The sequence below is a fragment of the Clostridia bacterium genome (assembly GCA_036654455.1).
Classification (GTDB): domain Bacteria; phylum Bacillota; class Clostridia; order Christensenellales; family CAG-314; genus JAVVRZ01.
This window is the reverse complement of sequence record JAVVRZ010000003.1, coordinates 1-14,762: the sequence shown is the minus strand read 5'-3', so window position 1 is coordinate 14,762 and position 14,762 is coordinate 1. Positions and strand designations below refer to the sequence as shown.

Here is a 14,762-nt window from a genome sequence, read left to right as displayed (position 1 = left end):
AATGAGTAATAGTAAGAATAAAATTTTAAACGGTAAAGTAATTAAAGGCGTAGGCGGTATGTTTACGGTTTTTTCGGGCGAACGAACATATCGTGTCGTTGCACGGAAAAAACTAAAAGATTACGCCATAATGGTAGGCGACTATTGCACTTTTTCGCTTGATGGCAGGGTAGGCTGTATCGAAACAATTTTGACCAGGAAAAATAGTCTTGTTCGTCCGCCGATTGCCAACATAGATAGAGTTTTTATAGTAACTGCGCCCGAACCTAGCCCGGACTTATCTTTAATCGATAAGATAATAGTAAACTGTATTTACCAAAATATCGACTATGTAATTGTGGTAAACAAAAGCGAATTAGCTAGTTGCGAATTTATCCAAAAAATTAATCAAAACTATAAGGAAATAGCAAGTATTATTTACGCTTCTTGCTACAACAACCAAATAGATGAGCTTTTTAAGTCGGCGCAAGGCGGTGTAAGCTGTTTTGCAGGGCAATCGGGTGTTGGTAAGACCTCGTTAATCAACGCTCTCGTAGGGCATAGCGTAGGGCTTACAGGCGAGTTGTCAGCACGTATTATGCGTGGTAAAAATACTACTCGCTACGCATCGATTATAAATTTTGAGCAAATTCAGCTTGTGGATACTTCGGGGTTTTCTTTGCTTGATATTGACGAATCAACCGTAAAGAGTAGCGAACTTATGACTTACTACCCAGATTTTAGCGAGCATGCAAGACAATGCAAATTTAGCACTTGCACGCACACGGCAGAACCCGATTGTATGGTCAAGCAAGCCGTAAGCCAAAACATTATTTGTCAAGGCAGATATGAAAGGTATGTCGAGTTATATAAGCAACTTTGCCAAAAAGAAAAAGACAAATATTAAAGTAAAGCATATTATAAGTAATACTAAAAATAAATTAACGGTTTTTAAAACAATCATTATAAAAATATAATATATAAATTAAGTGAGAAATATGAAAGTAGCCATTATTCGAGATGTTTGTAAGGCAAATAACGACCAACTATGCACAAATCAATACGTAGTAGCGGTAACAAGTCAAGGGGCGGTGGCGGATATAATCGATTATCCGCTAGATGAAAGTTCGGCAAAAGAAGTCTATGAGAATTATGACGCTTTTGTAATTTCAGGCGGGGCTGACATTGACCCTGCTCTTTACGGCGAAGAACGACTGTATTACGTAGCAGGCGGCGAAAAAAGAGACGAGCTTGAAAAAAATCTTATTCCGTTATTGCTTAGCGGCGATAAGCCTGTGTTATGTATTTGTAGAGGAATGCAAATGAGCAATATTTTATGTGGCGGAAGTTTGTATCAAGACATCAATAAACAAATATTCAACGACGATGTTTTAATAGAACATAACAAAGAAGGTTTGCTACATCAAGTTAGCATTTTACCCGACACCAAACTGGGCAAATATTTAAGCGGAACAATTCTTGTCAATAGTTTGCATCATCAATCCGTAAAGACTCTTGGCAAGGGTTTTGTAATTAACGCCGTATCTAGCGATGGAGTAATCGAAGGAATAGAACGTGACGATAATGAGTTTTATCTTTGCGTTCAGTGGCACCCCGAAAAATTAGTTGAGCAGACAGCTCAACAGAGTTTATTTAAGGCGTTAATCGACCATATAAATAAATAAGTACATAAATTAAATAAGAAGTAGACATATATTTATAAATAATATACATAAGGAAGGGCATAAATTATGATTTATATTTCTCCGTCGTTACTGTCGTTTGACTTTGCTAATATTGGCAAAGAGGCGCAGGAATTGACGGCAAACGGCGCTGATATGTTGCATTGCGACGTTATGGACGGTGTGTTTGTCCCTAACATTACTTTTGGCATTAAATTTATCAACGATATTAACAAAGTATGCGAAAATGTTCTAGACGTACATCTTATGATAATTAATCCCGAAAAATATGTCGAGCTATTTATTTCTTCGGGCGCAGATATTGTTACCATTCATTTAGAAGCGTGCGGTTGCGTTAAAGAAACGCTTCAACTTATTCGCAATAACGGCGCAAAAGCCGGTCTATCAATCAAACCAAATACGCCGGTAGAGGCAATAAAACCCTATTTAGATTTAGTCGACTTAATTCTTATTATGAGTGTCGAGCCGGGTTTTGGTGGGCAAGGCTTTATTGACGGTAGCTTAGAAAAAATTAAACAAGCTAGAAATTTAATAGGCGACCGCAATATTTTGCTTGAAGTTGACGGTGGCATAAGCCAAAAAAATTCTGCCGAAGTAATTAAGGCGGGCGCAAATTGTTTAGTTGCGGGTAGCGCAATATTTAAGTCAAACGATAGGGCAAAGAGTATAATCGACCTAAGAAAAATATAATTTCTAGATTATTTTATCCATTATAGTTAAATATTTATTAGTGTTACAAGTTAATTTTTGTAACACTTTTATTTTAATAAACATATAATAAAGAAAAACATTAAGGAGTATTTATGAAGATAATTTGTTTTGTTCCGCCCAAATTTTTTAGACCTTTTTTTAGACTTATATTTAAAAAATATATTTGCAAGTAATTAAAATACTAGTCATAACAAATGTTATGACTAGTATTTTTTAATTGAAATTAAATATTGTTGTGATTTAATTGTTTTTAATATTTTTAGTCTTGCGTTTGATTAATTTCGCCTTGTTTTGCCGTATTCTCTTGATTATCTTCTTTAATTGATGTTTCTTGCGTAGCCGTAACAACATTTTCGGTTGTAACTGCTTGCGTAGCCGTAACTTTTTTTATTAAGCCCATTTTCAGCCAAAGTTTGTCAAATAATTTAAAACTCATAGGATATATTCCAATAGCGATAAAAGTGACCAAGGCGTATCTAATAGTACGGAATGCAAAGTTGCCTGCCGAAGCTGTTTCTAACCAAATTTTACCTGCTTCGCCCCAAAAAAGAGTTACGGGAAGTTTGAACAAAGCGTTTAGACCCAGATACAGTCCTCCGCCAACGGCAACCCTTAATATAACTCGCCACCAAATTTTAGTATTTTCAAACTTAGTTATTTTTTCTTCAAAGAAAATACCGCCGACAAACCCAAGTAGCAAACCATAGCTTGTAAAATAGTCGTTTGTTCTACAATAAAACATACCCGCCGAACATACTATAAGCATAGCTAGATAAATAAAATATTTATTTTTAACTGCTTTTCTAAGTAAATGAACAAGAAAGACAACTGCAAGACCTAGCGCCCAACCGCCGATTACGTCGGTAGGATAGTGTACGCCGAGATAAATTCTTGTTAGCCCGACAATTAAAGGTATAACAATAGCTAGCACTATTAACCAATTTTTCTTTTTATAAAAGGGTAGGCTGGGATACAACGCTCCTGCGCCGGTTGAGTGACCGCTGGGAAATGAGAAACCTTGCGTTACTGCGTCCATAATATCGCCGTCGGCTACGGGTTTTAGGCATTGAATAGAGGAATTGTCCATATAGGGTCTTCGACGATTAGCTATATTTTTTGCAAGCGGGTTAAGCGTAATTGCGACAAGAAGGTTAAAGCCAATATACTCGCCGAATTTTTTGTCTAAACCCCAATAGAGAAGACCAAGTATGCCTATCATTATAAGTTCTTCGCCAAACATTGTTAATGCCGAAGCTAAAAAAGTTAGAAAAGCGCCATTTGCTTGTTGAAGCCAAACAATTAAGTCAACTTCCCAACCAAACCAAAACGAATTGCCTATAACTGATAAAATTTGCATAAATAGTTCTCCTTACCTGTATTTAAATATTCTAACACACAATTATCAAAAATCAAGTAAAATTTAAAACTAGCCCAAAAATTTAACAAAATTTAACAAAATTATATATTTTAAATCTCTTACTTAAAAAAGAGTATAAAAAAACCCTTTACTCAAAAAGGGTTTAATGGTTAATAAAAAATTATTTTCCGTCTTTGTCCAACGTTCTTAAACAACGGGTGCAAACATATTCGGAAGATTCTTTGCCGTCAATTTCTAATTTAACCTTTTGTAGATTAGCGCTATAAGTCCTTGGTGTCTTGCGTTTAGAGTGAGATACAAGATTGCCAGACATTTTGCTTTTGCCACATAAAGCACATACTTTTGCCATTATTGAGTACACCTCCCGTTTGTTATTTGAATTGACCTTAGGTATAATAGCATTATTCGTTAAATTTGACAACTGTTTTAGATTAATTTAATTAAAATATGATAAAATTAATTAATTCGCTTGAAAATATTCGTTAAGTGTTGTAAAATAGAATGAACTGCAAAGGAGGGTACTGTTCTATGTCACTACGCACCCAAAATTATTATGGTGCTATTATCATAACTAGCGACGTAATAGCGTCACTGGCTGGTTATTATGCCTTAGACTGTTACGGCGTTGTCGATATGGTCCCTACACGTTTTTCTGATACCCTAGCAGATTTATTCAAAATTAATAACAAGAGCAGAGGCGTTAAAGTGGTAGTTAAGGGCGACAGAATTTTTGTCGACCTCTTTGTCGTGTTTAGATATGGCATATCCATTTCCGCCGTTGCCGAGTCTTTAAAGAGTACAGTCAAATACGAACTTGAAAAATTTTCTGGTATGATTGTACAGACAGTCAACGTTCACGTCGTTGGCGTAAAATTGTAATTGTAGGAGTATTAAATGGTAGCAGCTAGACTTAACGCAAACAAAATTATAACGCCTCCAATACTCAAAAAGATGTTAATTGCCGGCGGAAAAAATATTAAACTCAATCGTGCTCAAATAGATTCCTTAAACGTTTTCCCCGTGCCTGACGGCGACACCGGCACAAATATGTCGCTAACTATGGCATCGGTTATTGACGGACTTAGCGTTGACGCCGGGTCTAAAATGGAAATTGTGTGCGATATTGTAAGCAAAGGCGCTCTTAAAGGCGCAAGGGGTAACAGCGGAGTTATTCTATCACAAATTCTCAAAGGTTTTAGCCTTGTTGTAGCCGAGTCGCAAGAAATAGACACAAGAATATTTGCTAAGGCTATGAAAAAAGGCACAGAGTTAGCTTACTCGGCGGTTTCTCGTCCTAGGGAAGGCACAATGCTTACCGTAATTAGAGTAATGAGCGAAAAGGCGCTTGAACTAAGCAAATTTGTAAATGACTTTGAAGATTTTTTCAATAAACTTATCTCTTGTGGCGAAGAAATTTTGGCGCAAACACCCGAAATGCTTGATGTGCTTAAAAAGGCCGGCGTAGTTGACTCGGGCGGTTTTGGTTTAGTCGTTTTATTTAGGGGTATGTTGAAGGGCTATCTTGGACAAGAAATTGAAGAGGGTCTAGAAACTTCTTCTCCCGATAACAACGTTATACAGAGCAAAGGCTTTGACGATGGTAGCGACGGCGTATTTATAGATTATCACAATTTAGACGAAATAGAATTTGCCTATTGTACAGAATTCTTTATTATTAATATTTACAAGAAGACAACTTTGTCTAATATTGACAAAATGCGTGAGTATTTTAACGAAATAGGCGACTCGGTTGTAGTAGTAGGCGACCTTGATTTAATAAAAGTTCACGTTCACTCTAATAATCCCGGCTTAGTGCTTGCTCACGCCCTTCAATTAGGCGAGCTTGACAGGGTTAAAATTGAGAATATGCTTGAACAGAACCGTGAGCTTAAAAAGAAGCTCGAAGCCGAACGCAAACCCATTGGCGTTTTGTCAATTTGCGCAGGCGAAGGTTTTGCAAATATCTTTAAAGATTTGCTGGTAGACCAAATTGTGTCCGGCGGACAAACAATGAACCCTTCGGCAGAAGATATTGCGTCTTCGGCTCGTAAAATTAATGCCGACAACATTATCATTCTACCCAACAACAAAAATATTGTTTTAGCCGCAGAACAAGCGAGAAGTTTAATCAACAACAAAGACCTTTACGTTATACCAACTTCAAATATTCCTCAGGGTATTTCAGCTATGCTTAGCTACAACCCCGACAGTTCTCTACCCGAGATTTTAGCCGAAATGAACAGTTCTATTGTATCGGTTAGAGATGCAAGCGTTACTTATGCGGTTAGAAATTCTCAAATAGACAATCTTAAACTTTCGCAAGGCGATATTATAGGCATCGAAAGGGGCAATATCGTTTGTAAGGGCAAAGACAAGGGCGAAGTTGTTAAAGATTTAATTAAAAAGATGAAGAAGGAAAGCGACGAGATAGTCACGCTTTACTACGGCGCCGATGTTCCCGAACAAGAAGCTAACAAACTTCTTGAACAGTTACAAGAAGCTTACCCCGATTGCGAATTTTGTATGTTTTTTGGCGGTCAACCATTATATTATTACATTATGTCTATCGAATAATTTAATACTACTTATCAATAATTTTTTAAAGGTTGCGAGATTGCAACCTTTTTTTGTGACACTTTTCCAACTTACTTTAATTATTTATTAAAATAAGCTAAGTAATTACAAACTGTACAATCTAGTTATATAATTCAAAAGTCTATTCTTATATTTTTTACAGTTGTTGACAAAATAGACAATATTAGATATACTTATACCATTAATCTTCAAGTTTAAGGAGCATTTTATGAAAAAAGTTAAAATTAGCATATTTATTCTAGTCATACTTTTATTTGCCACCTGCTTAGTTAGCTGTAATAGCGACCACGAACATTCCTATGGTCGTTGGACTACAACACGTGAAAGTACTTGTACCAAAGAGGGCGAAAGAGAACATTCTTGCGTTGATTGTGGTCATACCGAAAAGCAGGCTTTGCCCCTTGCTAAACACGACGGAAGTAATTTAAAATGTCAAATATGTATTGAACACTACTCAAATGAAGCGACACACTCTTCTCTTGACTGGGTCTATGAAGAAATCGACGGCGTAGCTCACAATATAAAACATTGTGCTAAATGCGACTATAACTATGAAGATATTATTGTCACTAAGGGCTTAACCTATGTTGAAGTAGATGGCGGAGTAGAAGTAATTGGCGCAGAAGACCAAAAAATCAAAGAAGTATACGTGCCTTATATCAATGAGAAAGGTCAAAAAGTAGTAAGTATTGCTTCGCAAGCATTCGACGGTTACAAAGATATCGTTGAAGTTTCTATACCTAGCGAATTAAATCACTTAGGCAAATTTATATTTACCAACACACGTTGGTGGGATAGACAACAAACGGGAATAGTTTATTTAAATAATTGGTTACTTGGCTACAAGAGCCAAAAGCCGATAGGCAGTTTGGAAATAGAAAGCGGTACCGTTGGTATTGCCGACGAAGCTTTTTATAGCTGTACCACATTAACCGGCAAGTTAACTATTCCTAACTCGGTCAAACATATAGGCGAGAGAGCCTTCACTAACTGTCAATTTACTTCGATTGAAGTCGATAGCGGTAACTTAGCTTATAAAAGTTTAGGTAATTGTTTAATAGACATTAACTCAAAGACTTTGATACTTGGGTGCTTGGGTAGTGTTATTCCAAATACTACTGACGACTTTACAAAAATTGGCGATTACGCCTTCTTTCATTGCGTAAATCAAAGTGGCAAAGGCATTAACTTTACAAATATAATCTTACCTAACGGCTTGATAAGCATTGGCAAATATGCTTTTGCAGAGTGCTCCGGACTTACAAACAATTTAATCTTGCCTAATTCTTTAATTGATATTGGCGAGGGAGCGTTCTCTAAGTGTTCTTCGCTTGTTGGCGTAACATTACCAAACGCCATTACTGAAATTAAAGCAAAAGTATTTGAAAATTGTACTAAATTAAGTGGCGAACTGATAATTCCTAAAAACATAACAAAAATAGGCGACAGAGCGTTTTATAGCTGTTCGAGTTTAACTAGTTTGTCTTTGCACGACGGTTTAACACAGTTAGGAGAAGAAGCTTTTTCTAGGGCAAGTAGTTTAAATGGGACGTTAATTATTCCGTCCTCAATTACTGCGATTTTAGCAAGAACTTTTTCATATTGCGGATATGACGTAATTACACTTAACGGTAATCTTGATTGCATTGGAGAAGGAGCATTTTTCAACTGCGGTAATCTCAAATCAATTATTTGGAATAATAAAATAAGTACGATAGGAACTAGCGCCTTTGCAAATTGCGTCAATCTAGAAGGAAAGTTAGATTTACCTAATTCAATTTCCTTTTTAGGGGCAAATGCTTTTTCAAACTGCGAGAAATTAACAAGCGTTGATTTACCAACTAAAATTGATAAAATTAGCGACGGATTGTTTTCTAATTGTACCGGGCTTAGCGGTAAATTAGTGCTTCCCGACGGTATTTTAAGTATCGGCGCTTACGCCTTTTATAACTGTAAGAATCTTATCGGCGAACTAACTATACCAAATAGCGTTACCGCCGTGTTAGATTGCGCTTTTCAGGATTGTACAGGCTTTACCAAACTTAATATGTCTTCTTGTATTAAAGAGATTGGTCAATCTGCCTATGATAATTGTAGCGGTCTTGTAGGCGAGATTAGTCTAAGCGGTACTTTAATTGAAATTCGTAAGGAAGCATTTCATAATTGTACCGGAGTAACTTTAATAAATATTCCTAGTTCAGTCCAAATTGTCGGTAGCAACGCATTTATGCGTACGGGTTGGTGGAATAGCCAACCTAACAATATGCCGGTTTATCTTGACGGCTGGCTAATAGGATATCGTGGCGAAAGGTTAAGCGGAGATTTTGTTTTGGACGCTTCTGCTTTTGCAATAGCCGAACGTGCGCTTGCAAGCTGTGATAAATTGACAAGAATTTTAATACCAAATACAATTAAATATATTATGAACGACGCTTTTTCGGGGTGCGACTCGCTAGTTATCTATGCAAATGTCAAACTACCAAGCCAAGGTTGGCTTGCTAGATGGAATGCTAATTCGGCTGAGGGTTTTTGCACTACGGTTATGGATTGCACTTTTGACAGCCAGAATACGTATCTTATTTCTTTTGTAGTTAGTCAAACTAATCCCTACGGACAGTTGGAAATTGACCCTACTAGACAAGGCTATATATTTGAAGGTTGGTTTGATAACGCCGAATGTACGGGCGACAAAATTAAAAATATCTATTTTCTTAAAGATGACACAAGAGTTTACGCAAAGTGGACAAAAGTTTAAGCAAACTTATAGGTTAAATTATAAGCTACTTAATTATTTAAGTAGCTTTTTATGTTATACAAAATTTTAATTAAAAAAGTATAATTTATGGCTAGAAAAATTGTTGAACAATCGGCATAGTAATGTTAATATAGTCGTGGAGGAAATTAAATGGAGTGGAAAGACGTTTACATTTTTATAAGTAGCACTTTTAACGATATGTTTGCCGAGCGTGATTACCTTATTAAAAGGGTAATTCCCGAATTGTCGCAACGTTGCGAAAAGTATAAACTGCATGTTAAAGATATTGATTTAAGGTGGGGCATAACTTATAAAGATGCAACCGAAAATAAAAAGACGGTAGAAATTTGTTTGAAAAATGTTGCTTTTTGCAAGCCTTTTTTCTTGTGCTTTTTAGGACAACGGCGAGGTTGGGTTCCTAAAAAAGACGATGTTAATTTGAGCGAGCTTGACGGCATAGATAGCCAAATTTTGCTTAAACATTTGTCAAGAAACGAATCAATAACCGAAATGGAAGTAAATCAAGCCGTACTTGATAAAATAATATCTAGCGCAGACAAAAACGCATTTTTTTATTTTAGGCAAGATGCTTATTTACATAGCTTGCCAAGCCATTTTTTACCAATTTATACAAATAAAATTAATCTTGATAACGAATACGAACTTACGCAAGACAAACTCTTGCTAGACTTTAAACAAAAAATCAAAGCTAAATTCGACGTTACAAGTTATTCGGCAAGTTGGAACCGTAAGCAATTAACTCCCGAATTTGCATATTTAAATCAAGGCGGGCTTGACTACACGCAGGGTCGACTCGATTCTTTTAAGGTAGAAGAAATTCCGCTTTGCCAAATTATAATCGACCAACTTTGGAACGCTATCGTTGACAGCTATCAGCTTGACACTGTTTCAAACGCCGAAAATGAAGCGGACGAGCTAAGCATACAAGACAATTTTTTATACGAAAACAGCCAAACTTATATTAAACGCCAAGATATCGAGAGTCAAATAGACGCCTTTTTTGATAGCGACAACAAGCTACTTGCAGTTATCGGGCAAGCGGGACAGGGCAAAACTACTTTGCTTGCTAACTACATTATAAATAATAAGGTAAAACACAATATTTATTATAGATTTTTGGGTATTTCCTCAAATTCGTCTACTATCGAGAGCGTGTTGACTTCTTTAATCAAACAAATTTTTCCTAATTCTTACAAAGATGAAATGTTTGAGCTTAACGAAATTATTGACTATTTCGCTAAACTTTTAAATGGCGAGAGCAATATCACGCTTGTTTTTGACGGACTTGACCAAATCAGCCAAAATTTTGCTCAATGGAAATACGTTTTTAGCAAACTAAACGTTAAGATTATTTATAGTTTTAAGTTAAACGAGCAAACGGAAGAGTTTTTTGAAAGTTTAAATTCAAATATAATAACAATTAATCAACTTAATAAAAACCAAACGATATTGCTTATAAACAACTATTTAAATCAGTATTTAAAAAGTTTAGACCATAATTTTATCGAACAAATTGTAAACAGTCAAAATGTTAACCCCTTGTTTTTAAAAGTTGCTTTAAACGAGTTAAGGCAGTATGGTTCTTACCAAATTTTAAAAGATAAGTTTTACGAGTTAGGCGATACAATCAGTAGTTGTTTTACTTCAATGCTAAATAGACTTGAAAATGACGCAAATTATTGCGATATTCCGTTTAACGTTGCCGTACCGCTTTTCTTTGGGTTGTTGTCGGCTTCTAGAAATGGTTTAAGTATTAAAGAAATGTCGCAAGCTATGAAACTTAATTTAGACCAATATTCTATTTTACAAATAGAGGACACAATTAATTATATCGTTAGACAATGTAGAGGCTTTATAACTAATAGAATTACAATCAACTTTTTTTATCATTCTTTTAAATTAGTTTGTATAAGTCGTTATAGCGTAAACTTCTCCCTTTATCATAATTTGTTATTTAAAGTTTTTAATTCCTTTGCAGACGTCGATGGAAATTCCACATATAAAGGAAAAGATGCAAACGCTTTTAACGAATTAACTTATCATTTGCTTTGCCTAAATAGTCGTACAAAGCAATGTCAAGCCATACCTTACCAAAGTTTGTTGACAAACTATTATTTTGTAACCAATAAAATGCGTTTGTGCGGTCTTGCAAAAGTTTTTAATGATTTTAATAATTTTTTATATGACAATACTCCAACCGACAAACAAGGTTACTCTCAAAAAATTGAAGAACTTGCAAATGCCCGAATTTTTCGTCTTAATCAAAGGTTATCCCAAACTAAGCAAAGTTTAGTTTATATAAGAAAAGCCTTAACGAGTAGTCTAGATTTATTTAAGAGCGATATTTCCGCCTTTAATAATTATATTGCAAGCTATTTAATAGGAGCTTGCGAATTAAACCAAAAGTCAAATTTTTCGCCTTATCAAGATATGGAGATTAATTTGTTTTATTTGCCCAGAGTAAAGCAACAATTATTAATAGGCGGAGAGTTTTTGCCTATCTATCAATTTCTTAATAGTATGTTTTTGGCAAATAGCAATTTAACCATTGATTTAGAGGCTTACTTTAACTGTTTAATCGTAGACGCTGTGTTTAATCTTGATTGTGATTGGGACGGTAACGCAGACGCCGTATCTTTTATTGACGACAAACTCTACTATGCAAATATTCAAGGCGAATTGTGCGTGATAGATATCGACCATAACAAAGTTAAATTCGACTATCCCGCAAAACTGCTTGCGCTTGAAAACGACGGACATAACTTGTTATCCGCCTTTGACGACGGCTCATTTACGGCTATTTTTCTTGACAAAGTTAAAAAATTGTTTACAACTGATATAAAAATTGTAAAAATATATCAATTTAATGGTTTTGTGTTTTTGCAACTAGAAAATAACAATGTTTTAGTCTATTATAATCAACGACCCATTGACTGTATTAATGGTATTTGTGGCGAAATAAGAAATATACAAATGGATAGCTTAGGTAATTCTCAGCAAGACGGCAATTTAGTTATGCTTGTAGACAATCTCAACAGTATATTTTTGTATTCGCTTGATAGTAAACAAATGCTTGTAGCTTATAAAACGAATGAAATACTTGTAAATAGAAATAAAGAAAGATATTGGTGCTTTTATAAGCAAAAGTGTTTCTATATTTGCGACGACAATGCAATTACCATTCTTGACTTAGTAGACGGCTCAAAAACCGTATCTAGTATTGAAAACGACGGCGAAATTTACACGCAGGGCGACAAACTTCTACTTAGCAAAAACGGTGAAATCTTTTATAACGATATAAAGATAAAAAACGCAGTTGCGCCGTTGCTTAAAATAAACGAGTATAAGGGCAATCTTTGGTTTATAGATAGTTCAAATAAATTATATTTACTTAGAAGTTGTTAATTATTGTCAGCTTGTCTATGTTTTTGGTTTAATAAGATAAATTTTTAGATTATCTTTTTTATGTTTAATCAAATAAAGCGATAGTTTATCTTTAATTATCGAATATAAATAATTTATATTTTTTGCCAGATAATGACTATTGGTATCTTTTATGATATTATTATTAGTAATTAGCCAACACACTAATGAATTAATTCTAGGAGGAACACTATGGATATTAAGAAATTGACAAATGAAGTAGGCTCTCCAATACCCGATAACGAGAATGCAATTACAGCCGGAGAACGTGGACCTGTTGTTATGAGCGACGTTTGGTTAATGGAGAAGATGGCTCACTTTAATAGAGAAGTTATACCCGAAAGGCGTATGCACGCTAAGGGTTGGGGAGCGTATGGCGTATTTACGTCAAACAGCGACATTTCAATGTATAGCAGGGCAAAAGTCTTTGAAAAAGGCGCTAAGACCGAACTTTTTACTAGGTTTTCTACTGTTGCCGGCGAAAGAGGCGCAGCCGACTGCGAACGTGATATTAGAGGCGTAGCCGTCAAGTTTTACACCCAAGAAGGCAACTGGGATATGGTTGGCAACAATACGCCGACTTTCTTCATTCGTGACGTACATAATTTTGCCGACCTTAACCGAGCAGTTAAGCGTGACCCTCTAACCGGAAGACGTTCAGCGCAAAACAACTGGGATTTTTGGACTTTATTGCCCGAGTGTTTCCACCAAATAACAATAGTTATGAGCGATAGAGGTATTCCTGCAAGTTTCCGCAATATGCACTTTTTTGGAGAGCATACCTACTCTCTTTATAATGCCAAAAACGAGCGTGTTTGGTGCAAATTCCACTTTAAAACTCAACAGGGCATAGCAAATTTGTCTAACGAAGAAGCTTGCAAAATTAACGGAATGGATAGAGAATTTCACGGTAAAGACTTGTATGAGGCAATAGAAAGGGGAGATTATCCTAAGTGGACTATGTATATACAAGTTATGACCCAAGAACAAGCAAAAAATCATTATGAAAATCCTTTTGATATTACTAAAATATGGCGTCATAGCGAATATCCTCTAATCGAAGTTGGCGTGCTAGAACTTAACCGCAACCCTGCAAACTATTTTGCCGAAGTTGAACAATCAGCCTTTACGCCCGCCCACGTTGTGCCGGGCATAGGGTTTAGCCCCGATAAATTTTTGCAAGGTAGATTATTTGCCTATGGCGATGCTCAGCGTTACCGCTTAGGCGTAAATCACAATTTAATTCCTGTCAATCGTGCAAAAGTCGAAGTCAACGAATATCACCGAGACGGAGCTATGCGTGTAGACGGCAATTATGGCGGACTGCCGGCGTATACTCCAAATAGCGCAGGCGTTTGGTCGGCGCAACCCGAAGTAGCCGAGCCACCGCTAGATTTGTCAGGCGCAATGTATCGTTACGACCCCAAAGGCGACCCAACCGACGACTGTTTTAGAGCAGGCGGAGATTTATGGCGAGTGCTTAGCGAAGACAAAAAGCAAATACTTATTTCAAATACGGCAGGAGATATCGCTCCTTGCACGCAAAATATTAAATATCGTCACGCAGTTCACTGCTATCTTGCCGACAAAGAATACGGCGAGCGTTTTACTAAGGCTTGCGGACTAGACTTATCAAGAGTAATCAAACTATCAAGGCTTGATAATACTGCGTTAATTAAAGCGACGTTATAATTTAATAATTACCTTTATAATATATCTATGCAACGCAATTATTAACGTAATTTTACTTAAATTATCGTTAAGCAAAACATAAAGCTGTCTAATCAATTTTAAAACATTTTTGGCTGTCGTAAATAAATACGACAGCCTTCGTTTTTAGCTTGACTGCTAAACTATAAATAAAATATAAAAATTTATTCTATTTAATAATAATAAAAGCAATAATCATATTTGTTTTTGGTCTAATAATGTTAAAACACTTGATAAAACAACATATTTATGCTAAACTATCACAGTATTTTGTAAGTAAATCAAATTTTGGAGAGCTGGCAGAGCGGTTGAATGCGGCGGTCTTGAAAACCGTTTTAGGCGAGAGCCTAACTGGGGTTCGAATCCCTAGCTCTCCGCCACCGCAACCACCCAAATAGGCTATTGCCTTTTGGGTGGTTTTGTATTGCTACGAGCTAGGGCTGCGAACAGTAACGCATTTTGGCATTCGCCAAAATGCTATCCCGTC

The 14,762-nt window shown here is 35.9% G+C and carries 10 protein-coding genes and 1 tRNA gene; 9 read left to right on the top strand and 2 right to left on the bottom strand.

The annotated features are described in order from the left end of the window. The first annotated feature begins 1 nt into the window (after window position 1). The 3 genes from rsgA (at window position 2) to rpe (ending at window position 2,372) form a co-directional block, all read left to right on the top strand. Window positions 2–886 (top strand): ribosome small subunit-dependent GTPase A, encoded by an 885-nt coding sequence (gene rsgA / locus RR062_03900; protein MEG2026851.1) that lies wholly within the window; start codon window positions 2–4, stop codon window positions 884–886. A gap of 91 nt (window positions 887–977) precedes the next feature. After that, a complete protein-coding gene (locus tag RR062_03895; protein MEG2026850.1) occupies window positions 978–1,664 on the top strand; it encodes a gamma-glutamyl-gamma-aminobutyrate hydrolase family protein in 687 nt (228 codons plus the stop codon). A gap of 66 nt (window positions 1,665–1,730) precedes the next feature. Next, a complete protein-coding gene (rpe, locus tag RR062_03890) occupies window positions 1,731–2,372 on the top strand; it encodes a ribulose-phosphate 3-epimerase (GenBank protein ID MEG2026849.1) in 642 nt (213 codons plus the stop codon). A 280-nt stretch (window positions 2,373–2,652) separates the two neighbouring features. On the opposite strand, the gene RR062_03885 is transcribed toward rpe, so the two are convergent. Both RR062_03885 and rpmB read right to left on the bottom strand, forming a co-directional pair. Next, entirely contained in the window at window positions 2,653–3,750 is a 1,098-nt protein-coding gene (locus RR062_03885; GenBank protein ID MEG2026848.1) for a phosphatase PAP2 family protein, read from the bottom strand. A 181-nt stretch (window positions 3,751–3,931) separates the two neighbouring features. Beyond that, window positions 3,932–4,120, bottom strand: coding sequence for a 50S ribosomal protein L28 (gene rpmB, locus RR062_03880; protein ID MEG2026847.1), 189 nt, complete (start codon window positions 4,118–4,120; stop codon window positions 3,932–3,934). Between the two features lie 179 nt (window positions 4,121–4,299). On the opposite strand from rpmB, the gene RR062_03875 reads away from it, so the two are divergent. The 6 genes from RR062_03875 to RR062_03850 all read left to right on the top strand — a co-directional run bounded on the left by RR062_03875 (window position 4,300) and on the right by RR062_03850 (window position 14,655). Further along, on the top strand, window positions 4,300–4,650 hold the full coding sequence (locus RR062_03875) for an Asp23/Gls24 family envelope stress response protein (GenBank protein MEG2026846.1): 351 nt from the start codon (window positions 4,300–4,302) through the stop codon (window positions 4,648–4,650). 15 nt (window positions 4,651–4,665) lie between these two features. Continuing rightward, the gene (locus tag RR062_03870) at window positions 4,666–6,345 is read left to right on the top strand and encodes a DAK2 domain-containing protein (protein ID MEG2026845.1); all 1,680 of its coding nucleotides are present in this window, start codon (window positions 4,666–4,668) and stop codon (window positions 6,343–6,345) included. A 229-nt stretch (window positions 6,346–6,574) separates the two neighbouring features. After that, entirely contained in the window at window positions 6,575–9,121 is a 2,547-nt protein-coding gene (locus RR062_03865; protein ID MEG2026844.1) for a leucine-rich repeat protein, read from the top strand. Between the two features lie 150 nt (window positions 9,122–9,271). Then, window positions 9,272–12,547 (top strand): DUF4062 domain-containing protein, encoded by a 3,276-nt coding sequence (locus tag RR062_03860; protein MEG2026843.1) that lies wholly within the window; start codon window positions 9,272–9,274, stop codon window positions 12,545–12,547. A gap of 210 nt (window positions 12,548–12,757) precedes the next feature. Continuing rightward, window positions 12,758–14,257: a catalase gene (locus RR062_03855; GenBank protein ID MEG2026842.1), complete on the top strand. Its 1,500-nt coding sequence runs from the start codon at window positions 12,758–12,760 to the stop codon at window positions 14,255–14,257. Between the two features lie 308 nt (window positions 14,258–14,565). Then, a tRNA-Ser gene (locus RR062_03850) sits at window positions 14,566–14,655 on the top strand. The last annotated feature ends 107 nt before the right edge of the window (window positions 14,656–14,762 follow it).

Bases quoted from the DNA above. Each gene is read 5' to 3' on its own strand.
- RR062_03875 (MEG2026846.1), top strand. From the start codon at position 4,300: ATGTCACTACGCACCCAAAATTATTATGGTGCTATTATCATAACTAGC.
- RR062_03865 (MEG2026844.1), top strand. From the start codon at position 6,575: ATGAAAAAAGTTAAAATTAGCATATTTATTCTAGTCATACTTTTATTT.
- RR062_03870 (MEG2026845.1), top strand. From the start codon at position 4,666: ATGGTAGCAGCTAGACTTAACGCAAACAAAATTATAACGCCTCCAATA.
- RR062_03860 (MEG2026843.1), top strand. From the start codon at position 9,272: ATGGAGTGGAAAGACGTTTACATTTTTATAAGTAGCACTTTTAACGAT.
- rsgA (MEG2026851.1), top strand. From the start codon at position 2: ATGAGTAATAGTAAGAATAAAATTTTAAACGGTAAAGTAATTAAAGGC.
- RR062_03855 (MEG2026842.1), top strand. From the start codon at position 12,758: ATGGATATTAAGAAATTGACAAATGAAGTAGGCTCTCCAATACCCGAT.
- rpmB (MEG2026847.1), bottom strand. From the start codon at position 4,120: ATGGCAAAAGTATGTGCTTTATGTGGCAAAAGCAAAATGTCTGGCAAT.
- RR062_03885 (MEG2026848.1), bottom strand. From the start codon at position 3,750: ATGCAAATTTTATCAGTTATAGGCAATTCGTTTTGGTTTGGTTGGGAA.
- RR062_03895 (MEG2026850.1), top strand. From the start codon at position 978: ATGAAAGTAGCCATTATTCGAGATGTTTGTAAGGCAAATAACGACCAA.
- rpe (MEG2026849.1), top strand. From the start codon at position 1,731: ATGATTTATATTTCTCCGTCGTTACTGTCGTTTGACTTTGCTAATATT.